23 protein-coding genes and 1 pseudogene are annotated in these 23,304 nt (G+C 66.7%); 8 read left to right on the top strand and 16 right to left on the bottom strand.

Features of this window, described 5'->3' with window-relative positions; translation table 11 throughout:
* Positions 1 to 5: 5 nt before the first annotated feature.
* Positions 6 to 212 carry a hypothetical protein gene (locus JJ685_RS02965; RefSeq protein WP_201672672.1) on the top strand — a complete coding sequence of 69 codons (207 nt, stop codon included), beginning with the start codon at positions 6 to 8 and terminating at the stop codon, positions 210 to 212.
* Between the two features lie 17 nt (positions 213 to 229).
* Here the strand turns inward: JJ685_RS02965 and JJ685_RS02960 are convergent, their stop codons facing one another.
* On the bottom strand, positions 230 to 637 hold the full coding sequence (locus JJ685_RS02960) for a Bug family tripartite tricarboxylate transporter substrate binding protein (RefSeq protein WP_201672671.1): 408 nt from the start codon (positions 635 to 637) through the stop codon (positions 230 to 232).
* Between the two features lie 74 nt (positions 638 to 711).
* Here JJ685_RS02960 and JJ685_RS02955 point away from each other — a divergent pair, with 74 nt between their 5' ends.
* Positions 712 to 1,062 carry a hypothetical protein gene (locus JJ685_RS02955; RefSeq protein WP_201672670.1) on the top strand — a complete coding sequence of 117 codons (351 nt, stop codon included), beginning with the start codon at positions 712 to 714 and terminating at the stop codon, positions 1,060 to 1,062.
* A gap of 379 nt (positions 1,063 to 1,441) precedes the next feature.
* On the opposite strand, the gene JJ685_RS02950 is transcribed toward JJ685_RS02955, so the two are convergent.
* The 8 genes from JJ685_RS02950 to JJ685_RS02915 form a co-directional block, all read right to left on the bottom strand.
* On the bottom strand, positions 1,442 to 1,675 hold the full coding sequence (locus tag JJ685_RS02950; RefSeq protein WP_201672669.1) for a DUF2789 domain-containing protein: 234 nt from the start codon (positions 1,673 to 1,675) through the stop codon (positions 1,442 to 1,444).
* 277 nt (positions 1,676 to 1,952) lie between these two features.
* Complete coding sequence (locus JJ685_RS02945) at positions 1,953 to 2,951, bottom strand: Bug family tripartite tricarboxylate transporter substrate binding protein (RefSeq protein WP_201672668.1); 999 nt, start codon at positions 2,949 to 2,951, stop codon at positions 1,953 to 1,955.
* Between the two features lie 20 nt (positions 2,952 to 2,971).
* On the bottom strand, positions 2,972 to 3,952 hold the full coding sequence (locus tag JJ685_RS02940; protein WP_201672667.1) for a Bug family tripartite tricarboxylate transporter substrate binding protein: 981 nt from the start codon (positions 3,950 to 3,952) through the stop codon (positions 2,972 to 2,974).
* A gap of 37 nt (positions 3,953 to 3,989) precedes the next feature.
* The gene (locus JJ685_RS02935; RefSeq protein ID WP_201672666.1) at positions 3,990 to 5,156 is read right to left on the bottom strand and encodes a mandelate racemase/muconate lactonizing enzyme family protein; all 1,167 of its coding nucleotides are present in this window, start codon (positions 5,154 to 5,156) and stop codon (positions 3,990 to 3,992) included.
* Positions 5,153 to 6,148: an NAD(P)-dependent oxidoreductase gene (locus JJ685_RS02930; protein WP_201672665.1), complete on the bottom strand. Its 996-nt coding sequence runs from the start codon at positions 6,146 to 6,148 to the stop codon at positions 5,153 to 5,155. Before JJ685_RS02930 ends, JJ685_RS02935 begins: the two co-directional genes overlap by 4 nt.
* Positions 6,145 to 6,864, bottom strand: a complete 720-nt coding sequence (locus tag JJ685_RS02925) for a FadR/GntR family transcriptional regulator (RefSeq protein ID WP_201672664.1) — start codon at positions 6,862 to 6,864, stop codon at positions 6,145 to 6,147. Before JJ685_RS02925 ends, JJ685_RS02930 begins: the two co-directional genes overlap by 4 nt.
* Positions 6,865 to 7,191: 327 nt before the next feature.
* On the bottom strand, positions 7,192 to 8,280 hold the full coding sequence (locus tag JJ685_RS02920; protein ID WP_201672663.1) for a hypothetical protein: 1,089 nt from the start codon (positions 8,278 to 8,280) through the stop codon (positions 7,192 to 7,194).
* Positions 8,281 to 8,312: 32 nt separating this feature from the next.
* The gene (locus JJ685_RS02915) at positions 8,313 to 8,519 is read right to left on the bottom strand and encodes a hypothetical protein (protein WP_201672662.1); all 207 of its coding nucleotides are present in this window, start codon (positions 8,517 to 8,519) and stop codon (positions 8,313 to 8,315) included.
* Positions 8,520 to 8,780: 261 nt separating this feature from the next.
* Between JJ685_RS02915 and arsC the strand changes: the two genes are divergently transcribed.
* A complete protein-coding gene (gene arsC / locus JJ685_RS02910; RefSeq protein ID WP_201672661.1) occupies positions 8,781 to 9,209 on the top strand; it encodes an arsenate reductase (glutaredoxin) in 429 nt (142 codons plus the stop codon).
* Positions 9,210 to 9,288: 79 nt separating this feature from the next.
* Here the strand turns inward: arsC and JJ685_RS02905 are convergent, their stop codons facing one another.
* The 4 genes from JJ685_RS02905 to JJ685_RS02890 all read right to left on the bottom strand — a co-directional run bounded on the left by JJ685_RS02905 (position 9,289) and on the right by JJ685_RS02890 (position 11,763).
* A complete protein-coding gene (locus JJ685_RS02905; RefSeq protein WP_201672660.1) occupies positions 9,289 to 9,837 on the bottom strand; it encodes a DUF3280 domain-containing protein in 549 nt (182 codons plus the stop codon).
* 150 nt (positions 9,838 to 9,987) lie between these two features.
* On the bottom strand, positions 9,988 to 10,353 hold the full coding sequence (locus tag JJ685_RS02900) for a nuclear transport factor 2 family protein (RefSeq protein WP_201672659.1): 366 nt from the start codon (positions 10,351 to 10,353) through the stop codon (positions 9,988 to 9,990).
* 206 nt (positions 10,354 to 10,559) lie between these two features.
* On the bottom strand, positions 10,560 to 10,853 hold the full coding sequence (locus JJ685_RS02895; protein WP_201672658.1) for a DUF1330 domain-containing protein: 294 nt from the start codon (positions 10,851 to 10,853) through the stop codon (positions 10,560 to 10,562).
* A gap of 130 nt (positions 10,854 to 10,983) precedes the next feature.
* Positions 10,984 to 11,763: an IclR family transcriptional regulator domain-containing protein gene (locus JJ685_RS02890; RefSeq protein ID WP_201672657.1), complete on the bottom strand. Its 780-nt coding sequence runs from the start codon at positions 11,761 to 11,763 to the stop codon at positions 10,984 to 10,986.
* A gap of 158 nt (positions 11,764 to 11,921) precedes the next feature.
* Here JJ685_RS02890 and JJ685_RS02885 point away from each other — a divergent pair, with 158 nt between their 5' ends.
* The 5 genes and pseudogenes from JJ685_RS02885 to JJ685_RS02865 form a co-directional block, all read left to right on the top strand.
* On the top strand, positions 11,922 to 12,887 hold the full coding sequence (locus JJ685_RS02885) for a tripartite tricarboxylate transporter substrate binding protein (protein ID WP_201672656.1): 966 nt from the start codon (positions 11,922 to 11,924) through the stop codon (positions 12,885 to 12,887).
* Positions 12,884 to 14,095 carry an FAD-dependent monooxygenase gene (locus JJ685_RS02880; RefSeq protein ID WP_201672655.1) on the top strand — a complete coding sequence of 404 codons (1,212 nt, stop codon included), beginning with the start codon at positions 12,884 to 12,886 and terminating at the stop codon, positions 14,093 to 14,095. The genes JJ685_RS02885 and JJ685_RS02880 overlap by 4 nt, the downstream gene beginning before the upstream one ends.
* A 289-nt stretch (positions 14,096 to 14,384) precedes the next feature.
* Entirely contained in the window at positions 14,385 to 14,813 is a 429-nt protein-coding gene (locus JJ685_RS02875; protein ID WP_201672654.1) for a thioredoxin domain-containing protein, read from the top strand.
* A gap of 902 nt (positions 14,814 to 15,715) precedes the next feature.
* Positions 15,716 to 17,638 (top strand): delta-60 repeat domain-containing protein, encoded by a 1,923-nt coding sequence (locus tag JJ685_RS02870; protein WP_201672653.1) that lies wholly within the window; start codon positions 15,716 to 15,718, stop codon positions 17,636 to 17,638.
* A gap of 819 nt (positions 17,639 to 18,457) precedes the next feature.
* Positions 18,458 to 18,814, top strand: a pseudogene (locus tag JJ685_RS02865) (RNA recognition motif domain-containing protein); the annotation flags it as partial.
* 362 nt (positions 18,815 to 19,176) lie between these two features.
* On the opposite strand, the gene JJ685_RS02860 reads toward JJ685_RS02865, so the two are convergent.
* The 3 genes from JJ685_RS02860 to add form a co-directional block, all read right to left on the bottom strand.
* Positions 19,177 to 20,730 carry an amidohydrolase family protein gene (locus tag JJ685_RS02860; RefSeq protein ID WP_201672652.1) on the bottom strand — a complete coding sequence of 518 codons (1,554 nt, stop codon included), beginning with the start codon at positions 20,728 to 20,730 and terminating at the stop codon, positions 19,177 to 19,179.
* Between the two features lie 267 nt (positions 20,731 to 20,997).
* Positions 20,998 to 22,059, bottom strand: coding sequence for a patatin-like phospholipase family protein (locus JJ685_RS02855; RefSeq protein ID WP_201672651.1), 1,062 nt, complete (start codon positions 22,057 to 22,059; stop codon positions 20,998 to 21,000).
* 73 nt (positions 22,060 to 22,132) lie between these two features.
* A complete protein-coding gene (gene add, locus JJ685_RS02850) occupies positions 22,133 to 23,164 on the bottom strand; it encodes an adenosine deaminase (RefSeq protein ID WP_236598660.1) in 1,032 nt (343 codons plus the stop codon).
* Between the last annotated feature and the right edge of the window lie 140 nt (positions 23,165 to 23,304).

The following is a 23,304-nucleotide window of genomic DNA, read 5'->3' as shown; positions in this document are numbered from 1 at the left end:
ACATCATGCCCAATCCCTGGACCAGCAAGAACCCTTTCATGAGCATGTGGCTGAGCGCGGCGAACAGGTCCGCCGGAGCCGCTCGCGGCACGGCGACCGCCGCCGCCAAGCGACAGATCGCGACCGCGCAGGCCGAAACGATGCGGCAGTTCCTGGACTTCTGGGCACCCCGGCCGCCCACACCCCGTGCGCGCAAGAAGGCGCGACGCTGAGACGACGCTCCAAGGGCTTATTGCGGCTTGATCCCTGCTGCCTTGACAACCCGGGTTGCGCCTTCCATCTCGCTGCGCACAAAGCGGGTGAACTCGGCGGGCGTCATGCTCATCGCTTCGGCGCCCGACCTTGTGAGTCGTTCACGCACGTCGGGCGCTGCCAGCGCGCGGGTGATGTCCCTCGAAAGCTCGTCCACCATCTCGTGATCGGTCCCGGCCGGCGCCCACACCCCATACCAAATCGTGTCCTCCAATCCACCGACGCCAGCCTCCGCGATCGTCGGAACGTCCGGGAGCATCCCGGAGCGGCGCGCACTGCTTACGCCGAGCGCGACCAACTTGCCCTCAAGCACTGGTGTCAACGCCAAGGCAAGCAATCGGCGATCGCGACTACCCAGTTGAAAGCATTGACGCACCCCGCTCACGGGAATACAAGGCTATCCGCAGGCGCGTTCGCCCGCCACGCGCGATCCCTCAACTCGTATCGAAGGAGCCAACGATGAGCGCAAATGCAGTCCTTTTCGGCTGGAACCGCTCTCTCCCAGGACGAGAGCATTTGAGCGCAGCTCACTTCCAGGATTTCAGCGCGTATCTGCAAGAACAGATCGCCGGCGGGGCCATCGAGTCTTTCGAGCCGGTGCTGATCGAGCCCCACGGCGGCGTGTTCAACGGCTTCTTCCTGATCAAAGGGACGCCCCAGCAACTGAGTACCCTCACCAGTTCACCAGACTGGGTGCAGCACCTGATTCGCGCCGAACTTCACCTGGAAGGGGCATCCGTCTGGCGGGCGGTCGTCGGCGCGGTGGTGACCGAGCGGATGGGGATGTGGGTTCAGGCCCTACCGAAATAGGCTGATTCGGTACCTCGCACGGGGCAGGAGTTCAGAGGGAGCCGGCTGCCAGGGGTCGATCTCGGAAGTCAGGTCGCCTGCGCTGCCTCTGGCAAGCGATTACGGGATTGGCAAAGTCCGGCCACGAGCAGCCGTCGAGCCTCCGCGGTAGTTGGCCGCACTCCTTGGCGCCTGTTTTTGCAAACTTGCGATAGATTGGCGCTGCCAGTCGCCTGCACGGCGAGGCGCTTGCCTCAGTTGATTCGCTCGTGAACTGTGTTCTTCAGGCTCCCACCTGGCCCTGAGGCGTTCTATGCAGTCAGCTTGTGGACGCAGCGCTTTCAGCCCTGCGACTTAAAGCGGGCCAGGCACTTTGCGACGCTCCGGCAGGAGTGTTCTGCTATTCCCTCAGGCGCAGGTTGAGTTGATCGACCAGTTCGGCCCAGTCAGCGTCTTCGTTGAGCTCCTCGCGCAGAAAAATCGCCTGCGACGAGGTCCAGAACGGGGCGTCCGCGAGCCGGACGCCCCCATCAAGCGGCCGATGCATTGAGATGAAGCCTTCGATGTCCTCAGGCGAGTCGGGCAAGCCAAGCTGGCCGAAAAGGTCCTTGAGCGTGTGGTTCGAGGCTTCCATGTGACTTCGCTCCATTGCATGGTCGAAACGACCACCAGCGCCGCCGCTCAGGGAAGAACTTTCACCGGCGGTGAACGGACGGGTTGACCCTCTCGCGGCGCGTTGGCCGCCAAGGTGGCGCTCGCGCAGCCGAAGGTTTACGCTGCTCGGGAGGCCGGCGCAAGGGATGCGCCATGGTGGCTGTTGGGTCATTCGCGAACTGACCCGTAAGCAGCGCAGCACCGCTGACTGAAACCGCGAGGCCGCTCGCGGGCCGGGAGTGGCCTGAACAACTGGGTCAGTCCGCCCGCACGTTCGCCGCCTTGACGATATCTCGGTACTTCGCGATGTCGCTGGAAATCAGCTTGCCGAAATCAGCGGGTCCCATGCCGGAAGACTGCAGGCCCATGGAAACCAACTTGTCCTTGGTCTCGGGCTGTGCCAGCAGGCGCGTCAATTCCGCGTGCAACTTCTCCACGATCGGAGCCGGCGTGCCCTTGGGCGCGACGATGCCGTACCAGGTGCCGTCCTCGAAGCCGGCCAGCCCTGACTCGGTCAGGGTCGGCACGTCAGGCAGCGCCGGCACGCGCTGGAGCGAAGACACGGCCAGCGCGCGCACCTTGCCTGCCTTCACGTGGGGCACAAGCGTCACGAGATTGTCGATCGAGGCGTCGACCTGCCCGCCCAGCAGGTCGTTGGTCGCCGGCGCGCTGCCCTTGTAGGGCACGTGGTTCACGTCCACCCCGGCCGTCATTGCGAAGTGGACGCCGCCGAGGTGCTGGGCCGTTCCGGTGCCACCGTTCGCCAACGAGATCTTGCCGGGCGAGCGCTTCGCCAGCTCGATGAACTCGCGCACGTTCTGCGCCGGCACCTTCGGGTTCACCGCCAGCAACAGCGGCGCCTTCACCAGCAAGGTGATCGGCTGGAAATCGGTGGCCGAGTTGTAGTTCAGCTTTGGATAGATCGACGGATTCGCGGCCATGAAGCCGGCGGCCGCCAGCAGCAGTGTGTATCCGTCGGGCGCCGCCTTGGCGCCGGCCTCGGCGCCGATGTTGCCGCCGGCGCCGGGCTTGTTCTCCACCGTGACCGCCTGGCCGAGCGCGGACGCCAGGTGCTGGCCCGCCATGCGCGCGAGCTGGTCGCTGGCTCCACCCGGGGGAAAGGGAACGATGATGCGCAGTGGCTTGTTCGGAAAATCGCTCTGGGCGAGCGCGGCCGGCGCCGCGACGGCAGCGACGGCAGTGAGGGAGGCGAGGGCAAGCAGGCGCAATGCAGCGCGTTTGGTCGGCGAGGGCATTCTCTTGTCTCCTGGTTGTGTCAATCGATGCGGGCGCCGGAGTCCTTCACCACCCGCGCCCAACGAGTCGTCTCTGCGGTGATGTAGCGTGCGAACTCCTCCGGCGAGCTGGGCATCGGGGTCACGCCCATCTTCGCCAGCTGCGCCTGGAAAGCAGGATCGTTCAGCACCTTCAGCATCTCCGCATTGAGCCGCGTCACGATCTGCGTTGGCGTGCCTTTGGGCGCCAGGATCCCGAACCACACCGTCATGTCGAAACCCTTGAGGCTCTCGGCAATGGCTGGTACGTCCGGCGCGGCCGCCGAACGCTTGGTGCTGGACACGCCGAGGGCCCGGACCCGTCCACCCTGCACCTGCGGCAGCACCGCGGGCATCTGATCGAACAGCATCTGCACCTGGCCGGCCAGCAAGTCCTGCATCGCGGGGGCACCCCCACGGTAAGGAATGTGCAGGATGTAGAGCCCCGCGGCGGCCTTGAGCATCTCCGCTGCAAGGTGGCTCGAAGTGCCGTTGCCATTGGAGGCATAGGCCAGCTTGCCGGGGTTCGCGCGGGCATGGGCGATGAGCTCCGCGACGTTGTTGGCTGGCACGGAGGGATGAACCACCAGCAGGTTGGGCACTCCCGCGTAAAGCCCGATCGGCGCGAAGTCCCGCTGCGGGTCGAACGCCATCTTCGGGTAGAGCGCGGGATTGATCGCAAGTCCGATCGGTCCCATCAGCAGGGTGTAGCCATCCGGGTCCGCCTTCGCGACGGCATCCATGCCCACGTTGCCCCCGGCGCCGGGACGGTTGTCGACCACAAAGGGCTGCCCCAGCCCCTGGGTCAGTCGTTCGGCCAGCAGGCGGGCCAGGATGCTGGTCGTGCCGCCGGCCGCGAAGGGCACCACCAGCTTCACCGGCTTCTGCGGATAGGCCTGTGCCTGCGCACCGGTGGCGCAGCAGCCGATGGCCAGCGCCGCGAGCGCCAGCAGGCCGCGGCGGATGGAAGATGTAGCGCGCATGGTTTGTCCCCTCTTTCTGTCTGCTCTCGACGCGCGGTCAGGCGAGTTGATGGCGCTGCACGAACTCCTCGCGCACGGTCACGCCGAGGCCTGGCCGCTCCGGGATCTCCAGCAGACCGTCGCTGACGGTGAACTGCTCGACCGCCAGTTCGTGCAGCAGCGGATTGGCGCCCAGCGAGTATTCGAGCAGCCAGCCGGCGGGCGAGGCCGCCGCCACGTGCATGCCCGCGGCGAACGCGAGCGCGCCGGTCCACAGGTGCGGCGCCAGCTTGATGTTGGCCGCCGAGGCGATCGCGCCGATGCGCATCGCCTCCGAAATGCCGCCGCAGATCGCCAAGTCTGGCTGAAACACGTCGGCCGCGCGCAGCTCCGCGAGGTCACGGAAGTCGAATCGGTTGAACTCGCTCTCGCCGGCCGCGATCGGGATGGCGGTGGAGGCGCGCACCTCGGCCATGCCGCGCTTGTCGTCGGCGGTGACGGGCTCCTCGAACCACAACAGGTTGCAGTCCTCCACCAGCCGGCAAAAGCGCTTGGCCTCTGCCACCGTGTAGGTGCCATGCGCGTCGCAGGCGATGCCGATGTCCGGCCCGAGCTCCTCGCGTGCGGCGCGCACCCGCCGCGCAGAGTTCACCGGGTCGCCGTCGATCACGCCCACCCGCATCTTCACCGCCTTGAAGCCGCCGGCGTCGACGTAGCCCTGCAGTTGCCGGCCGATGTTCTGCGCATCGGCCCAGCCGCCGGAGGCGTAGGCCGCCATGCGCTGCGCCTTGCGTCCACCGAGCAGACGCCACACGGGTGCATTCAGGCTCTTGCCCAGGATGTCCCACAGCGCCATGTCGATGCCGCTGATGGCGGAGACCGACACCCCGCGGCGTCCCAGGATCGGGAATACATGGGCCTCGCGCAGCGCGTAGTGGCCGCGGCAGCCGCTGTACATCTGCTCCCACAGGCGGTTGATGTCGCGCGGGTCCTCGCCGACCAGCGCCGGGCCGAACTTCTGGTTGATGATGGCCACCAGCCCGTGGCTGTTGCCCTCGCTGCCGACCTCCTCCTTGGCCTCGCCCCAGCCGACGATGCCGCACTCGGTCTCGACGCGCACGATGACGGAGTCGAAGGAGGCGACCCGGCCGAAGTCGGAGACGTGCTGCTTCTCGTAGGGGATGGGGACGTGGACCCAGCGGGCCAGGATGCTCTTGATCTTCATGTTTGCTTGGAGAGGGAGGCCCAGCGCGCCAGGATGGCGGCGCCGGCTTCGGGGTTGCAGAGATGGACAGGCAACTGCCCGGAGAACATGGCGAGCAGTTGCGACAGCACGCCTTCGCTCATGCGGCGCATGCTCTCCCGGGTGATGCCGGCCAGGTGCGGCGACAGCAACACGTTCGGCAGGCTCCGCAGTGGCGATGCCTCGGGCAAGGGCTGGGTCTCGAAGACATCGAGCGCCGCGCCCGCCAGTCGCCCGGAGCGCAGCGCCTCGACCAAGGCGGCTTCGTCGATGACCGGCCCGCGCGCCACATTGACCAGGCGCGCGCCCGGCTTCAGTCGCGCCAGTTCGGCCGGGCCGATGAGCCCGCGCGTTTCCGGAGTGAGCGGGCAGGCCATGACCAGGTAGTCGGCTTCGGGCAGCGCCTGCTCCAGGGTGACGAAGCGCGTGGTGGCAGTGTCCGCCTGCGGCGAACGGCGCACGCCAAGCACGCGCATGCCGAATCCGAGCGAGCAGATGCGGGCGAGCGACTGCCCGATCTGGCCCATGCCGACGATGGCGATCGTCTTGCCCCCCAGGTCGGTGGAGTCGTCGGCGCACTGGCGCGCCGCTGCCCAGGATTCGGTGCGCAGCAGTGTGTCGATGCGCGGCAGCATGCGAGCCAGGTTCAGCATCTGGCCGACTGCGTATTCGGCGACGGTCGCGGCGTTCACGCCCGGGACGTTGGCCACCGCCACGCCGCGCCGAGTGGCCGCGGCCATCGGGATCATGTCCAGCCCTGCGCCGTGGCGCACGGCCGCCCGCAATCGCGGCGCCTGCGCGAAGATGTCCTCTGGCAGTTGCGCCCGCACGATCAGGTAGTCGGCGTCGCGGGCCTCGCGGCGAAGGGAATCCGGGTCCTGCGCAGAGGCAGTCAGCACCTCGGCGTGGCGGCCCAGTTCGGCCGCGACCTGCGCGTCGATCGGGTTGGTCAGGAGGACCCGTGGTCGCGTCACTGTGATTTCCTCTTGCTCGTGCTGACGCCGCCCTGCGCACCGACATGAGCCAGCCAGAAGCGTTCGACGTTGCCCAGGTGCTGTCCCAGCACTTCCATTGCGGCTGTCGTGTCCCGGGCGCCGATCGCGTCGCGAAGCGCGCGGTGCTGGCGCAGTGAGCGGCGCGCATTCTCAGGGTTGGCGAAGTAGAGTTCGCGACGCGCCGCGGACGCCAGCCAGAAGGAGTGCGCCGCGCGCCGGATCAGCTGGTTGCCGCTGGCCGCACAGATCGCCATGTGGAAATCCGCATCCTGCGCCGCGAGAGATTCGCCTGCGGTCAGCCGCTGCTGCGAGAGTTGCAGGATCGCATCGATGGCGGCGAGGTCCTCGTCGCTGCGGTTGCGGCAGGCCAGGCCGATGGCTTGCACCTCCAGCATCTGCCGGAACTCGTTGAGGTCGCGCACATCCTGCATCGACAGCGGCAGGCCCAAGTCGGACTCCAGCGCAAGCAAGTCGAGCGACACCTCGCGCGTATCGCGCATGTAGATACCCGACTGCGGTCGACGTTCGATCACGCGCATCGACTCCAGCACAGAGAGCGCCTCCCGCAGGATCGGGCGGCTGACTTCGAAGCGTTCAGCCAACTCGCGCTCGGAGCCAATACGCTCACCCGACACGTAGCCGCGGTCGCGGATCAGCGGCAGCAGCTTGGCGATGACGAGAGAAGATTCTGTCAACTGGTCTGACCAAATTGGACTGACCAGAATATAGGGAGTGTGCCGGTGTCACGGCAACTTGGGGAAAACCCGATGAGGGCAGGCCTTGGCACCGCGGGGCTGGTGTGAATGACGGTCCGTACTCTTTGCCGGCCTCCCCAGGCGGGGCTGGTCGAGGCGAGACCACAGCTTGCTCAGACAGGCAAGCCTGGAGTCAAGGCATGCAAAGCGATTGCGGCTTGCACCGGGAAGAGCGCGTGCAGGTCAGGTCGAGCGACACACATCCGCTGCAGATCGAAGAACTCGCGACGCTAGCTGAAAGAATTGGGGTGAGCAAGCAGTCGGCGCTCACGCGCACCAGGCCTGTAGCAGCCCCGCCGGCCACAACTTGGCCGGCAGGAACAGCACGACGCCCGGGTGGTCTTTGCTGGTCACCACCGGGAAGGCGCGGGGCGTCAGCACCGCGCCGGGCAAGTGACGGTGCGCGAACCAGGTCTCGGCGATCTTCAACGGGTAGGGGCTGATCAGGGCGGGAACGTCGAGCCCGGACGCCGCGGGCCTTGCGCCCGCAAGCCAGGCCGAGAACTCCGGCAAGCTCGGCTCCGCGACCGGTTGATCCTGCAGCGCGCGGAGCACCTCCGACACGTCTTCCAGCGCCGTCGCCGGCGCCCGGCCGAGCGGGTCGTACACGACGTCGCCCAGTCCGCCACCCTCGGCCCGCGGGCGGACCAGCGCCTCGTCTACCTGCACCGCCACGCCCCAGGCGACGTGCCCGGAACGCAGCACCTCGGGGGCTGCGGCGAAGAATGAACTCAGAGCGCCGTGCGCCGCCGGGGACGGGGGTGCGAGGTCCAGGGCTGTGCGCTCCAGGGAGCTACAGCGCGCCAGCGCCTCCTGCAGGCGCAGTGGATAGCCGAATCCGGGTGCGGGCGGCAGCGGCGCGCGGCTGCCGCGCAGCGCGGCCGGCAGCAGCGCGCCCGCGCTGGACGCCACGCCGTGGTCGCGGTTCGCCGTGAAGAGCCGGGCGCAGATCGGCGTCAGGGGCGCGTACTCGCCGGGGCAGGTCGCTGTCCCCGGGAAGTTGCACACGAGGCTGTGCTCGAAGCTGCGCGCCTCGCCCGGAGGCGAGGCCGCGCCGTCGGGTGCCCGCGCCAGCCACTCCGGTGCGCAGCGCAGGGCGCGCCCGATCACGTCGCCGACGTAGATGGCCAGCAGGTCCAGGAGGTTGCGGCTGGCGCGCTCGGCGATGAAGGCGTCGCGCTGCGGCTTCTTGGCGGTGCGCAGCGCCTCGAGGAAGGTGTCGATGCGCGCCAGGCTCGCCGGCGAATGGTCGAGCGCGATCAGGCGCAGCAGGGGCTCGAAGGCGAGGCCGCCAGGGATGGCGGCGCGCTGTTTCCAGAGCTGCAGGCAGCAGAGCGCAGCGAGGGAGGGACTCACGTGCCGAGTGGAAAACCGGGGAGTTCAGGAGATCAGTGCAGCGAGGCGGGCTCGATCGCGGGGACGTCGAGCTGCTTGCCCACCATCGCCCGGGCGTACAGGTAGTTGTTGCGGGCGCGCTCGCTCAAGCCGTCCATGTCGACATGGCCGCGGGCATCGCAGGGGAATGAAAAGCCGCTGTCCGAGTCGAAGAAGGAGCGGTAGCGGAGCTGGAACTGGGTGGCGGTGGAGGGATGCATCTGGAAACTCCTGCGGTGACCTCGATGTGCCTCCACTATGGTCGGCCGCCCCGCTTCCCTCCATCGGAGGCCGCTGATTGAGGTGCTCGGCGCAATCCGAAATGCCCCCGGCGTGCCGGCCTGCTCGGCCTAGGAATTCTCCTGATCTGCCGCGCAACTTCCTGCGGCAGGCGGCAGGTCCCGGCGGGCGGCCTGCAGCACCAGACCCGGAGAAGTCGGGCAGCACCCGGCCAGAGCGGACGCCGCGCGGATAATCCATCGATGCCCGAAGTCACCATCTACCACAACCCTGGCTGTGGAACGTCGCGCAACACGCTTGCGATCATCCGGCACGCCGGCATTGAGCCCCAGGTGATCGAATACCTGAAGACGCCGCCGACCAAGGCGCAACTGTGCAAGCTCGTCGCGGACGCAGGCCTGTCCGTGCGCGACCTTCTGCGTACGAAGGAACCGCTGTTTGCCGAGCTCCGGCTGGCGGAGTCGCGTTGGAGCGACGATCAGCTCCTCGACATCATCGGCCAGCATCCGATCCTGATGAATCGCCCGATCGTCGTCACGCCGCTCGGCACGAAGCTGTGTCGGCCCAGGTCGGAAGCCGTGCTCGAGATTCTTCCCGTGCCGAAGGTTTCCCCGTTCACGAAGGAAGACGGGGAGCAAGTGATCGACACCGGGGAGCGGCGAGGGAAGTGATGTGAATGTGCCTTGACGTCTGCCCCCGGGCCAGGTGCCGCCATCGGCGGCAGTCGCGACGGCTTCGTCCGCAGCGAAGCTATTGCCCGTATCCGGGATTGTTCGAGCGTTTCTCGGCCATGTCGCGCACGAGGTAGCGAACAGCGCGCTTCCAGGATTCATCCGCGTTTCCGCGCATGTCGACCGACTTGCTGAAGATGACCTTTCCGGCGGCCACGTCGAAGATCTGTACGTTGAAGTTGAGGATCAGCTCGCTGACCTTCTGCACCCACGGCGTCATGACGAGATCGACGCCGAGCTGCTTTCCAACTTGGGCGGCGCAGTCATCGCAGCGATAGAAGAACTCCTGCTGTGCCCGCAGGCTCTCCTGCAGTGCCTGGGTGGCACCTGCGTCGACCACCCGATAGAGGCCGCGCGCCCGCAACTCCTCACGAAGTTGCAGCAACGCATCGCGGAGGCGAACCTCCTGGGCGGCCTTCGTCGGCGGATTGTCCTGCTCGTCGAGAAGCTCGATCTGCAGCACGGCGATGCTGCGAAGGCCAGGCGCCGGCGCGGGAGCCTGCGCGAATGCGCGCGGGCAGCCGAAGAAGAGAGCGGCAGTCGCTCCAAGCACCATGCTGCGCCTCATGTTCATCTGCTGTCCTCCGGAGGAAGCTCGCGCGCGGGCTCGGCGCGGCAAGTCGCCGCCCCTGCCTTGACGACTTCGCTCGCGAGGCGCTCTTCGTCGCTTTGACCGACCGGTCCTTCGGCTCGGAAGCGCCGGTCGTCGGTGCAGCTGCTAATCGGGAGATGCGTAGTGCACGTACGACTCGCGGACCATGCCGTCCTTGTCGAAGAACAGCACCTCGACGACATGCGTGCCTGTGATGCCCTTGTAGTGGATCGCAATGCTGTCGACGCCCCGCAGCACGTCGAGTACGGTGAACTCGATGTGATCGAACACCTCGAAGCCCTTCTTCACGTAGGCGCGCAGCGCCGCCTTGCCCTGCACGGTACCGCTTGGGTCGTGGCTCAGCCGCGCAACCAGCGGGGAATGGAAGATCACGTCGTCGGTGTAGAAGGCCAGCACGCGATCCAGGTCCTTGGACTCGAACGCAGCGACCCAGCGCTTTACGTAGTCGGCCGTCTTCTCCATCGTCAGCATCGGCGTCTCCTCGAAGGGGGTTGCAGGCGGCCCGATCCGGGCCGAGCGCGCATCAAGTGTGCCACGTGCTCACGTCGCCAGCCGGCCGCCAACGGACAGGCCGTTTCTGGAGAGGCTTGGGGGCCGGTCCAAGGCACAAGACTCGCCCCCGCGCACCGCTTGCGGGGTGAAACCGCATGCTGCCAGGCACGGCGCGCCTGATTCGGTTACGAGAGGCCCTCCACGATGCGCAGATCTCTCTCGGCCCCGTGGCCCAGCGCCTTCAGCGCTTCCTGGTAGGCCGCGCTGTCGTGCGTGGCGACGGCTTGTTGCACGGAGTCGAACTCGATCAGTACCGTGCGTTGGGCGACGCCTGACTCGTAGGCTGCGGCGGCCGTACCACGCGCGAGAAAGCGGCCTCCGCCCTGCTGGATCGCAGGCGCGGCGAGAGCCGCATAGCGCTTCAGCGCCTCATCGTCGCTGACCGAGCGATACATGGCGATCCAGTAACCCTTGGCCATTGGATGTCCTCCGAAGGTGGGGCCCGCACCATGCGTGCCGCTGCGGCGGAATCGTAATCGCTCCGGGCAGTCGCTCGCTACGAATGCGGGTCCCTACTACACGTTCGACGAGCATCGTGCCGGCGGGCCCCTAGTCAAAGTTGACCGTTGCCTTCAACTCGTCTCGCGCCTCACGGATCGCAGCGAGGTGGGTCTGCCGAAAGGCATTCATCGTCATCCGTTCGGCCCGCACCGAAAGGCTCACGGCCGCGATCGCCTTGTCGGGGAAGCTGGAAATGGGAACCGCGATGGAACGGACGCCAAGTTCCAACTCTTCATCGCATTCCGCCCATCCATAGATGCGGCAATGCTCCACCCGATCGGTGGCGGATGCCACGTCCCGCACGGTCATGGGGGTGTAGGACTCCAGCGAGGTGGCCGCCAGGTAGCGCGCCACGTCCGCGCGGGGCAGCGTCGACAACACGGCTCGACCGATTGCCGAACAGAAGGAAGGAAGGCGGGAGCCGATGCCCAGCCCGGTGGACAGTGTCCGTCGGCCCGTGGACCGGGCAATGATCAACACCTCCTGATCCAGCAGCAACCCCAGGGAGGCGGGCTGCCGGGTACGGTCGGCCAGCTTGTCCAGCACGGGCTGCGCCAGCTGGGGGGCCGGCCTCGACATGAGGTACGGCCGAGCCAGCAGCAAGGTGCGGGGCGCCACCCAGAACCGCTTGCCATCGCTATAGAGGTAGTCGAGCTCGTGCAGCGTCTTCAGCAACCTGCGCGCCGTGGCCGGTGTGTAGCCCGTGAGGCGCGCCACTTCAGACAGGTTCAGCTTGGAGCGCTTGCGCTCGAAGCAGAGCAGCACCTTCAACCCCTTCTCGAGCGATGCCACGAAGTCGCGCGAGTGCGATCGGTCCTGATCGGTCATCGGGGCAATTATTGCGCAATGCGCAAAACCGGATTGCCTGGCGCCTGCGGACTCCCCAGAATTCGCCGAAACGTTGATGCACCCCCTTGATTGCCGGGTGCGCATCGGGTAGGCGCACCTTCGTGCCGATCTTCCGCAATTTTCAAGGGCGCTGACAAATGATGAAGAGACGAGAAATTCTGGGGTTCGGATCGCTTCTGGCGGCGCCCCTGCTGGCGCGTGCCAACGACTATCCACAGGCGCCGATCAGCCTGGTCACGCCCCTGGCCGCGGGAGACGCTGCCGACCGCGCCGCGCGCCTCATGGGGCAGGAGCTTTCGCGCCTGCTGGACACGGCGGTCACGGTGGTCAACCGCCCAGGTGCCGGGGGCTGGCTGGGGACGCAGTCCGTCATCCATGCCCCGAAGGATGGATACACGCTGCTGTATGCCCAAAACAGCCCGCTGACGATTCGGCGCGTCCTCGAGCCTGCGGCCGCCAACTACGATCCGTTGAAAGAGCTGACGCCGCTGGCGTTGACGAGCCGCAGCCCGTCCGTGCTGGTGGTCCACAAGGATGCGCCCTTCAAGACCTTGAAAGAGATGATCGGGCACGCATCCAGGGCTCCCAACGGCGTCCGTGTCGGCAATGCCGGGCCCGGCTCCGTGGGTGACGTCAGCGTTCAGTTGATCAACGCGGCCACCGGTGCCACGCTGAGTTCGGTCAACTACAAGGGCGCGGCACCCGCCATCACCGATCTCCTCGGCGGCCACATCGAGGGCGTGATCCTGGCGTTGGGCGCGGTGAGCACGCATCTGCGCAGCGGCAGCCTGCGCGCATTGGCGATCTCCTCGCCGTTCCCCGAATTCCCTGACGTACCGACGCTGCGCCAGCTGGGCTACAAGGCCGACATCCTGGGCGTGTGGTTCGGCTTCTTCATGCCCGCCGGTGTGCCCAAGACGGTGGTCGACAGGCTCGTCCCCGCCCTGGAACAAGTCACCCGCAATGCGGGCATCTCGGCCCAATTGCTGCCGGCCGGGATCATCCAGGAGTGGGGTTCGAGCCGTGCACTGTCCGCAGAAATTTCCAACGAGTTCCGATCCGTGAGCGAGTTGCTCGGCCCCAAGGCCAGGAATGCAATATGAAAGGGGATGTCGTGATGTCGAAGCGTATTCATGTAGCCATCGTGGGCGGTGGCATGGGCGGCCTGGCTGCGGCCGCGGCCTTGCACCATCGCGGGATCAGCGTCGCGGTGTATGAACAGTCGGGCGTTCTGCGCGAGGTAGGGGCCGGCATCTTTGTCTATCCCAATAGCCTGCGGCAGCTGGAACGCATGGGCCTGGGCCCTGCGCTTGCTCGCGTCGGTGCCAAGGTAGGCGCCGGATCCGAGTACTACCGCATGGACGGCTCCGTCGTCGGCAAGGTCCTGACCACCGACTCCAGCGGCTGGAACGGAATGTACGGCATGCACCGGGCGGACATCCTGAAGGTGCTGGCCGATGCGCTTCCCGCGAACGCAATCCATACCGGCCACAGATGCATCGGCTTCAGCCAGGACGAGGCCGGAGCCCATCTGGCCTTCGAGAATGGCAACGTGACGCACGCCGATGTCGTGATCGCGGCCGACGGCATCCACTCGGTCCTGCAGAAGCACGTGGTGGAACCCTCGGCGCCCGAATACTCCGGATTCCGGGCCTATCGCGGACTGATTGCCGCGGACAGACTGCCCGAGTGGCGGCGCGAGGCCCACCAGATCTGGATGGGTGATGGCAAGCACTTCATGGTGTTCCCTGTGCGCGGCGGCGAGTTGTTGAACTATGTCGGCTTCGTGCCAACCCCCAGCCAGACGGCAGAGTCCTGGTCCGCCGTCGGCGACCGCGACGAGCTCGCCGCGTCGTTTGCCGGCTGGGACCCGCGTGTCACCTATCTGCTGGAGAAGGTCGAGACCTGCTTCTGGTGGGGCCTCAACGATCGCAAGCCGCTAGGCAAGTGGGTGAACGGGCGCCTGGCATTGCTCGGCGACGCCGCCCATCCGATGCTTCCGCACCTTGGCCAGGGCGCCAATCAGGCCATCGAGGATGGCACGGCCCTGGCAGTGATCCTGCAAGCCTGCGGGCAAGATGCTTCGGTGGAAGATGCCCTCAAGAGGTACGAGGAACTGCGTCGTCCGCGGACTTCCATGGTGCAGGCTGAATCCCGCAAGAACGGGCTGCGCTATGACTCCAGGTACGCGGACCTGGGTCAACGTGATCGGGAAATCGCAAACATCGCGGTGCTGCGCCGATCGCTCTACGACTACGACATCGAAAAGGAAGCGCTCCGGTTCTTGAGCATGGACGAGGCCACCATCTGAGGTTCCGGCGAAGTTGTTCCCGTGGGGCGCTGAGGCGAGGCCCGTGGCGTGCCCAGTCGATCGCGCCCCCAGAGTGGTGCGGCTATGCTGATGTTGCGAGAAACGCGGGAACTGCGGAATCCTTGGCTCCATCAAATCGGGTCAGGAATTCGTCTGACCGAATCAGTCCACGTGCCAGCACGGCTGCTTGGGGCGTTTGTTGCCGAGACCGGATCAGTCCTCGTCCGGAGCACGATGCCACCGAGCGCAGAAACCGGCCATGAGCAGGCGTCGCGCAGATAGCCCATCGATGCCCGAAGTCACCATCTACCAAGGCCCTGGCTGTGGAACGTCGGGCAAAACGCTTGCGATCGTCCGGCACGCCGGCATTGAGCCCGAGGTGTTCGAGTACCTGAAGACGCCGCCGACCGAGGCGCAGCTGCGCAAGCTCCTCGCGGACGCAGACCTGTCCGTGCGCGACCTTAGACTGGCATCGTGGGTCACGATGCCTTACTGCCGGAGTTCAGTCAGGTATGCACGCAGGCTTGGGCGTAGGCCTTCCATTGGGGGCTTGTTGCGTGCGCTGGCGGCCATCGGCCAACCCGTCGGTCCCATATTGGGCGTGGAAGCGCTGCCCGAGCTCCTGCGCGATGGCGATGCTCACCGTGGCGCTCAGCCGGGTTTGTGTACTTTCCGCCGCACTCGGCATCGCCATCTCGTCGCCCCCGAGAGCGAGTGAAGCGGCTTGGCTCCGCCTCCGAGGGTGGCTGCTAGAACCTGTAGCAAAGCGCGCTGATTCGCCCCAATGCTAACGAACTGCTTAGGAAAAACTCAAGGGTTTCCCAGGAATGTCCGCGGGCAGGCACGCGCACGCGCATCGGACAAGTCGAGACACAAGTCTGTACAACGACATCGCCGTTCGCTTCTTTATGCACTCGTCACAAATGGCGAGAGACGGCGCCAAGAATCACCCGGCTGCCCCGTGCGTCGCATGCAACGGCATGCAGCGCACCAAGCTCGCTGCCGCAGCGCGTGAAGCCGTCGGAAAGCTTCGCCGCCGAAGCGTAGCGCCATCACGGTGGCGCCTCCGGCCGCACCTGGCCGCAAAGCTGGGACCAAAAGCGCATACGACCCGAGCCCGCCATGTTGCGCTCACGTAGCAATCGCAAGCGACTTTCCACGTTCTGTAACGCTCGAGCGCATTGATCGCGCAACTCCAACCGATTCGGGGCAGCGGCTTCAGCACCATCGGGCCTGTCTCGCATGTTGTGCGAGACATAGCATGCCCCCCGAAGCCGTCATGCGAGCAAACAGCACCACGCAAAACCACGCGGAGATTGCCCCCCGCAGCGCGCCCTTTTCCGAAGTTCTGAAGGCGCTGATCGGGCGCGTGATGCGCGCTGGTGGAGCGCCACCTGCGACAGCCGGCGGAGCGTTGAACGAGGCCGTCATGGCCGAAGTCACCGCCGGACAAAAACGACGACGTCCGAGCCGAGGGGCCGACGCCCGCCGCCGCAAGCACGTTCCAGAAGGCCTCGCACACATTCAGACAACCCCCGCACCTTGCGGGCAATCCTTGGAGCCCACACGATGAGATCCCCCCACCTGTCAAACAGCGGTGTTGTACATTGGCTGACGGTCATGGCGCTCGCCGTCCTCACTGCCTACCGAGCTGCAGTCATGGCGTTCCTGGGCACTGCCGCCCTCTTTCTAGCCTGTGCAAGCAGTGCGTGGGCTGCCCCGGGCGACCTGGATCCCACATTCGGCGGCGTTGGCAAGGTGACGACGCCGTTCTCCACGCGACCCGGCGACGGCGCGACCGTGTATGCGGTTGCGGTGCAGCCGAACGGCAAGATCGTCGCGGCGGGCACCGCTTTCCGCTCTCCACAAAACGGCGCCAGCAGTGGCAGCGACTTCGCGCTCGCCCGCTACAACGTCAACGGCAGCCTGGACACCAGCTTCGGCGGCGTTGGCAAGGTGACCAAGGACATCGGCGGCGGCGAGGACTACGCGTACGCCGTCGTGGTGCAGCCTGACGGCAAGATCGTTGCGGCGGGCTCCGCCGAAGTGAACGCAGCGAACGCGAACACCCGTTTCACGCTGGTTCGCTACAACCCCGACGGTAGGCTGGACAGCGGTTTCGGCACGGCCGGCGTCGTGAGCACCGATTTCTTCGGCACGGAAAACATAGCCACGTCGGTAGCGCTTCAGGCCGACGGCCGAATCGTGGTCGCGGGGTACACCCACGACGGAATCGGCAGGCGGTTCGCGCTGGCGCGGTACAGCGTCGATGGCAGCCTGGACGCCAGCTTCGGCACAGGCGGCAAGCTGACCACGAGTTTCTTCGGCTTCGATGACGGCGCTACCGGGGTTGCGGTGCAAGCGGACGGCAAAATCGTGGCGAGCGGCTGGGCCGACCCCGGCGGGGCCAACGTTCAATTTGCGGTGGCGCGCTACAACGCCGATGGCAGCCTGGATGCGAGCTTCGGGACCGGCGGCAAGGTGACGACCGACTTCTTCGGCGTGAACGACGTTGGCTGGGCGCTCCTCCTGCAGGGCGACGGCAAGCTCGTGGTCGCGGGCCTGGTGCTTCCTTCCGGATTCGGGACCGACCTCTATGCGCTCGCCCGTTTCAATCCCGACGGCAGCCTGGATACCAGCTTCGGCGGTGGCGGCAAGACAACGCTGTCCTTTTCATTCGGTTATCAAAGGAGCCTGGCAGCCGCTCTCCAGCCCGATGGGAAGATCCTCGCGGTGAGTTGGGGCGTCGATGGGTCGACCGGCTTCGACGTCTTCTCGCTCGCACGTTTCAACAGCGATGGCTCGGTCGACCTGGGCTTCGGGAACGCGGGCAGGGTGATCACCAACGTCCTGGGGTCCCAGAACGAGGCGTACGCGCTCGCCGTACAGGGCGACGGCAGGATCGTGGCCGCAGGGTCTGCATTCGATCCCAGCCGTTCCCTGGGAGTCTTCGCGCTGACCCGCTACGACGCAGGCGCCCTCAATTCACCCGCGGTGCTCTCGTCGCTCCTGTTCAATCCGGCCAGCGTGGTGGGCGGCACGTCGTCTACCGGGATCGTGACGCTGACCGCGGCAGCGCCGGCGGGTGGGGCACTCGTGAGCCTTCTCAACAACTCCCTGGTGGCCAGCGTACCTGCCAGCGTGACGGTGCCGCAAGGCGCCACGACGGCGACCTTCAGCGTTTCGACCACGCCGGTGGGCGCCAATACCACTGCGACGGTGACCGGGAGCTACAACGGGGTGAGCCGAGCGGGGACGTTGACCATCACCGCGACGGCGCCGCCGCCGCCCGCCGGCGTGACGCTGACGGTGCAGGCCACGGGCCGCGGTGGCGAGGGCGTGGTATCGAGCCCGGCGGGAGTCAATGCGAAGGTCGGGACGCTCAGCGCGGCCAGTTTTGCGGCGAACACCGTGATCACGCTGAGTGCAACCAACAATCGCGACGTGATCTGGTCCGGCAGCTGCTCGAGCGGCGGCAACAAGGCGAAGAGCTGCACGTTCACGATCAAAGCCAATTCATCGGTGACGGCCAACGTGCAGTAGGGCGGCGAACACCCCTGCTGCGCTGCTGCACAGAGATGCCCGAGCGGGGCGAGGAGGGCGCACGGAAGTGCGCCCTCGGTTCCCGACCCCGCCTGGACCACGTCGTGTCTCAGTTAGACCCATTGCAGCCGTGCTACACGAGATGAGCTGATTCTGCGCGAAGAGAGAGAAGTGCCGCTCACGACGGAGCCGGCGCTGTCTGCGTGCCTACAGCTTCGACGTAAGCCACGGCGACAGGTAATCCCGCCAGCACTGCGCGCCGCGGCATCAGAGCGGCATACGACGCTGCGCGGTCGGCAGCACAGTGGCGGGTATCACGGGCTTACGGTCTTGCTGGGTAGCCCAGTGGGTCACGTCGGCCGCTTGCCATCGATGCCGTCCCTCGCGGTCCATTCGGGGGAGCGGCAGGGTCCGGCCAAGAGCGGTCCTCCGTGGGCTGCCCCTGGACCTAGCAAGAGAATGCAATCACCGAAGCCACGCCTCTTCGTCACCGCTCGGACGGCCCTCGGATGTTGTCATGCGAGCACACAACACCTCGGAGGCAAGGGCGTCATGGATGCGCGCAGGAATCGAAAGCCTATGCGAACGAAATGTGCGCTGTCATGCGCGCCTAGGAGGCCAAACGCGCGGCCGCGGAACCGGCTCGTGACGCGCTGGGCGAATTGCCGCCGCGTTGCATTTACCGCGACCGGTATCGCGGTAGAGCAGAGCTCGCCAGGACCACGTATCGAACTGCTGGGTAAGCGTGAGCCCTTGACGTGGCTGGCCGAGGCCCTGGACCTGCACTACGATGGGTGGTTTCTTCGAAAGGCACTCACCGTGGGCAACAAACTCTACGTCGGCAACTTGGCGTATTCCGTGCGCGACGACGATCTGCAGCAACTCTTTGCCGAGTTCGGCACGGTGAGCTCCGTCAAGGTCATGATGGACCGCGACACCGGCCAATCCAAGGGCTTCGCCTTCGTGGAGATGGGCTCCGACGCCGAGGCCCAGGCCGCGATCAACGGTATGAACGGCAAGCAGGTTGGCGGCCGCGCGCTGAATGTGAACGAGGCACGCCCCAAGGAGGAGCGCCCAGGTGGTTTCGGTGGTGGCGGCCGCTCTGGTGGGGGCGGTGGCTATGGCGGCGGCAGTGGCCGTAGGGGCGGAGGTGGGGGCTATGGCGGCGGCCGTGGGTAGTGAGCCACTCGCTTCGCGTCTCGAGTCGAGCGGTGTTACTGCGTAGGTGACCCAGGAAGCTGGAGGCGGCTTCCAAGGCAGTGCTTGACGCGTCCCCTGTTCGGGTCGCGCAGCAGGTCGTGCACGTGGCCTTCCAAGAGTTTGAGCGTGTTGTGCTCCGAATTGGCTCGCTCGTACAGGAGGCTGCTGCCACTCGGCTTCGTGGCCCACGGCAGCAGCCGGCCACGAGCAGCCATCACCTGCCGCAGTGAAGCACGTACCTTGGGGCCATGGCTGACGGAAATGCCTCCTAGCCGGAGCCACTTCGGAGTTGCGGCCGTTTTCGGTCGAGGCTGTGTAAGAACGCGCCGCGCGATGTCTCAGTTGGGACGGAAGAGGTTCTGCGGGATGTTCGCCGCGTTGAAGAGGTAGTCGCGCGAGGCTTCCAGGTCCCGGCGCAGCCGGCGCAGGTCGACGTCGAGCAACCTGCCCTTCCACTTGCGCACCTTGCCGGCGACGATCACGGTCTCGACGTTGGAGCGTTCCATCAGCGAGACCACCGCACCCGGCACGACGTTGAGCGGCGCCACGTTGATCGCCTCGGCGTCGAGGATGATGATGTCGGCCTCCTTGCCGGGCGTGAGCGAGCCGGTCTTGCGATCGAGCCGCAGGTCGCGCGCGCCCTCCATCGTGGCAAAGCGCAGCACATCGCGCGTGGTCAGCAGTTCCGGCAGGCTGGGTGGGTTGTTCTGCTCCAAGGCCATCTGGTTGATGAAGGCCTTCTGCAAGGCCATGGCGCTGCGCATCTGGGTGAACATGTCCGCCGTCAGGGTGCATTCCACGTCCACGCTCAGCGAGGGCTGGATGCCCAGTGACAGCGTCTTGAGGATGGGCGGCATGCCGTGGCGCATGTTCATCTCGATCGGGACGGCGAGCGAGACGGCGGCGCCGGCATCCTTCACCTTCTGCCAGCTCATGTCGGACATCCCGGTCATGTGGATGAACAGGTTGTCGGGGCCGAACTGGTTCGACGCGGCGAGCGCATCGAAGGTCGGCGCCATGCCGAAGGGGCCCACGATGTGCGCTGCCACCTGCAGGCCGAGCTGACGCCCGACGGTCCAGGCCGCCTCGAAGCCTGGCAAGTAGATCTCGCCGCCCATGATCATGGACAGGAGCTGGTCGTCGGAGCTGAAGTACTGCGACTTGATGCGGGCAGCATCGGCTGGATACCGGTTGCCGGGGACATTGCCCGCGCTCTCGAAGTAGCCGAACACGCTGCGCCGGCCCGAGTCGGCCAGGCCCTTGATCGCGGCGTCGGAGTGCTGCGGAGAGTGGTGGATCTGGGAGACGTCGTGCACCGTCGTGACACCCGCGTCGATCTGGCTGAGCGCACCGAACACCTCGTTGATGTAGACGTCCTGCGGCCGGTACACCGGAGCGAACTTGCCGAGGATGTAGTCGAAGTAGTTGATGGCCCCGTGCGGTTTGCCGTCGTTGAGCAGCAGGCCGTCGGCCAGGAAGCTGCGCAACGCGGTCTCGAACTGGTGGTGGTGGGTATCGACGAACCCCGGCATCACGATCTTGCCGCGGGCGTCGATCGGGGTGCCGAACGAGGGCAGGTGCGGTCCGACGGCGAGGATCTTCTTTCCTTCGACCAGCACATCGGCCTGGACGAAATCGCCCACGTTCGGGTCCATGGACATGACGTGGCCGCCCTTGATGACATAACGGCGTCCGGAGCGGCCGCTATCCCCGGGAGGATCATCGTCACCCTGCGCTGCAGCAGCGCGCTCGGCGAACAGGCCCAGCCCGGCCGCCGCGGCAGCGGTCCCCGCCGCCCCGGCCTTCAGGAAATCGCGCCGTGAACGGCTGACCGAAGCGCGCGGTGAATCGGAATGGTCCTGCGGTTGTCCCTGATCGCACAGTTTGCACATTCGGATGTCTCCTCCGGTGGGGAGTCATCCGGGATGGCGACTCCGCGGCTCATTCATAGGTGGAGAGATCCAGGGTGCAAAGCAGTGTTACACGAGGGGGCGATGGACGGTCGCGGACGGCGGCAACGCCGGCCAGGGCCGCCGATCAGGACGAGCCGTCCTGCTCCCGTACCGTAGCGGTCATGCCATCGGTGCGGTCTGCGACCTGCTTCTGACGAGTGAGCCGAAGCGGAGCGACGAGGACCAACGGGGATCGTCGTCCTCGCGTCAGGGCACCGATCGCGGCGCCAGGAAGGTCTCGGCCGGGTCGAACGTGGAGCGCACACCGATGTCGGCCCGGTGGCGGGCCAGCCATTCGTGCGCCGCGGCGTGGCCGAGGTCGAACAGTGCTTCGAGAAAGCGGCGCTCGGTATTGAGCTTGCTCGAAGGGTGCAGCTGTCCGAGGTGCTGTTCGTCGGCAATCATGTGCAGCCGCAGGTCCTTGTACTCGCCTTCGCTCAGGCACCCTTCGCGCACCAGCCGTTGCACGAAGGAGATCGCCCGCATCTCCGATACCAAGGACGCGTTGAAGGTGATCTCGTTGACGCGGTCGGCGATTTCTCCGCTCGTGTCGGGCGTCTCGGGCCGCACCAGCGGGTTGATCTTCACCAGCATCACATCGAGCGCCGGGGTCTCGTAGATCAGCGGCCAGATCGCGGGGTTGCCGCTATAGCCGCCGTCCCAGTAAGGCTCGCCATCGACGACGACAGCGCGGAAGAGCTGGGGCAGGCACGCCGAGGCCAGCAGCGCGTCGATGCTCAGGTCGTCGCGGCGGAAGATTCGCGGCTGGCCAGTGCGGACTGCGGTCGCGGTGACGAACACCGACAGCGGCCCCTTGCGCAGCGCCTCCTCACGGACGTGCCGCAGGACCACCTCGCGCAACGGGTTGATATCGAGAGGGTTGAACTGGTAGGGGCTGAACGCATGCAGGAACTGCTGCGACCAGTAGTAGAGCGGGGTGCCCTCCAGGTCGGACGCGGCGATCCCGCTCTGCGTCGACGCGCCGCCGCCGAAGCAGCCGCCTTGTTCGGCGACGTCGAGCCAGAACGCACGCAGGGCCGCCTTCGCTCCGGGGCGGCCGCCTTCAGCCCAGCCGGTCGCCATCACTGCCGCGTTGAGCGCGCCCGCGCTGGTGCCGCAGGCGCCGTCGATGCCAAGCGTCGGGTCGTCGAGCAGGCGGTCGAGAACGCCCCAGGTGAAGGCACCGTGCGAGCCGCCACCCTGCAGCGCGAGGTCGAGGGGCGCGCCCGGTCCGGCGAGCGGGGGCGGCTTTTTCTTGCGCGTTGCCATCGGTGCGAGGTTAGCGCGTCCCCGAGCCAGTGCATAGGTCGACTTCGGGAGCGCGAGCTCCGTCCCATCTCGCTCACCAGCGCGCCAGCCGTCCCAGCAATTCGCTCTTCAGCCCTGCATCCGCGAAGCTTGCCTCGATCGACGTGCGCGCAAGGTCCCGCAATACCGCATCGTCCCAGCCGAACGTCTGCGCGCACAGCGCATATTCGCGTTCCAGCGTGGTGTCCAGGAGCGCGGGATCGTCGGTGTTGATCGACACCGGCACGCCGGCCCTGCGCAGGCGCTCGATCGGATGGTCCTCGAGCGAGGGATACACCTTGAGCACGAGGTTCGAGCTGGGGCAGATCCCGAGCGGGATCTGCCGGTCGACGAGCAGCGCGACCACCGCCGGGTCCTCGATGGCGCGAACCCCGTGGTCGATGCGTTCCGCTCCGAGCAGTTCGATGGCGTCGCGCACGCCCTCGGGTCCGCTCGACTCCCCGGCGTGCACGGTCCGGCGCAGGCCGGCAGCGGCGGCGCGCTTGAAGGCTTCTGCGAAACGAGGTCCGGTCCTGCCCGCCGCGGCCTCGTTGCCGTCGATCGAGAGCGCCACCACCCGCGGATGGCGCAGGGCCACGAGCTCGTCGACCACCTGGGCGGCAGCCTCGGCGGTTTGAGTGCGCAGCAGGCTGACGCACAGGCCGACACGCGGCAGGCCGTCCTGTTCCGCCGCGCGGAAGCCGGCGTCCAGCGCATCGACCATGGCCGGCAGGCGCGTCACCCACTGACGCCAGTGGGTCGGGTTCACGATCAGGTCGGCGTACCCGGCTCCGCTGTTGTCCATGCGGAGGCTGAAGGCGTAAGCGGCCTCGGCCAGTTCCTCGCGCGTGCGGACCAGGCCGCAGGCCCAATCGAGGAATTCCAGGAAGTCGGCCAGGCCCTGAAACTGGAACAGCCGGTCGACCGGACGCGGCAAGGACTCGCCGTGGCGGCGCGCCCATTGTTCGAGCAGTGCGGCTTCGAAGCAGCCTTCGAGGTGCACGTGCACCTCGGCGCGGGGCAAGCTGCGCAGGCGGAAGGGATCGGAAACCATCGGAAGATCCTGGGACACACGGCGGTCGGGCATTTTCCGCGACGACGACCACTCTGGCGCAACACCTTGTCTCCGGCTCTTTGTGCTGCGTGGGCGCGGACGCATCCAGTTGCGTACCAGACGAGCAAGGCCGATCCCAGCCCCCGCAAGTCATTCGCCTGAAGCACCCGCGG

Source organism: Ramlibacter monticola, assembly GCF_016722785.1.
Classification (GTDB): domain Bacteria; phylum Pseudomonadota; class Gammaproteobacteria; order Burkholderiales; family Burkholderiaceae_C; genus Ramlibacter; species Ramlibacter monticola.
The sequence above is the reverse complement of the archived record's forward strand: the minus strand, read 5'-3'. Positions and strand labels throughout refer to the sequence as shown.

Coding starts and splice junctions, on each gene's coding strand:
- add (WP_236598660.1), bottom strand. CDS start 23,164: ATGCCCGACCGCCGTGTGTCCCAGGATCTTCCGATGGTTTCCGATCCC.
- JJ685_RS02890 (WP_201672657.1), bottom strand. CDS start 11,763: ATGACCGATCAGGACCGATCGCACTCGCGCGACTTCGTGGCATCGCTC.
- JJ685_RS02860 (WP_201672652.1), bottom strand. CDS start 20,730: ATGTGCAAACTGTGCGATCAGGGACAACCGCAGGACCATTCCGATTCA.
- JJ685_RS02855 (WP_201672651.1), bottom strand. CDS start 22,059: ATGGCAACGCGCAAGAAAAAGCCGCCCCCGCTCGCCGGACCGGGCGCG.
- JJ685_RS02940 (WP_201672667.1), bottom strand. CDS start 3,952: ATGCGCGCTACATCTTCCATCCGCCGCGGCCTGCTGGCGCTCGCGGCG.
- JJ685_RS02870 (WP_201672653.1), top strand. CDS start 15,716: ATGGCGCTCGCCGTCCTCACTGCCTACCGAGCTGCAGTCATGGCGTTC.
- JJ685_RS02880 (WP_201672655.1), top strand. CDS start 12,884: ATGAAAGGGGATGTCGTGATGTCGAAGCGTATTCATGTAGCCATCGTG.
- JJ685_RS02955 (WP_201672670.1), top strand. CDS start 712: ATGAGCGCAAATGCAGTCCTTTTCGGCTGGAACCGCTCTCTCCCAGGA.
- JJ685_RS02885 (WP_201672656.1), top strand. CDS start 11,922: ATGATGAAGAGACGAGAAATTCTGGGGTTCGGATCGCTTCTGGCGGCG.
- JJ685_RS02915 (WP_201672662.1), bottom strand. CDS start 8,519: ATGCATCCCTCCACCGCCACCCAGTTCCAGCTCCGCTACCGCTCCTTC.
- arsC (WP_201672661.1), top strand. CDS start 8,781: ATGCCCGAAGTCACCATCTACCACAACCCTGGCTGTGGAACGTCGCGC.
- JJ685_RS02900 (WP_201672659.1), bottom strand. CDS start 10,353: ATGCTGACGATGGAGAAGACGGCCGACTACGTAAAGCGCTGGGTCGCT.
- JJ685_RS02950 (WP_201672669.1), bottom strand. CDS start 1,675: ATGGAAGCCTCGAACCACACGCTCAAGGACCTTTTCGGCCAGCTTGGC.
- JJ685_RS02875 (WP_201672654.1), top strand. CDS start 14,385: ATGCCCGAAGTCACCATCTACCAAGGCCCTGGCTGTGGAACGTCGGGC.
- JJ685_RS02965 (WP_201672672.1), top strand. CDS start 6: ATGCCCAATCCCTGGACCAGCAAGAACCCTTTCATGAGCATGTGGCTG.
- JJ685_RS02895 (WP_201672658.1), bottom strand. CDS start 10,853: ATGGCCAAGGGTTACTGGATCGCCATGTATCGCTCGGTCAGCGACGAT.
- JJ685_RS02905 (WP_201672660.1), bottom strand. CDS start 9,837: ATGAGGCGCAGCATGGTGCTTGGAGCGACTGCCGCTCTCTTCTTCGGC.
- JJ685_RS02945 (WP_201672668.1), bottom strand. CDS start 2,951: ATGCCCTCGCCGACCAAACGCGCTGCATTGCGCCTGCTTGCCCTCGCC.
- JJ685_RS02935 (WP_201672666.1), bottom strand. CDS start 5,156: ATGAAGATCAAGAGCATCCTGGCCCGCTGGGTCCACGTCCCCATCCCC.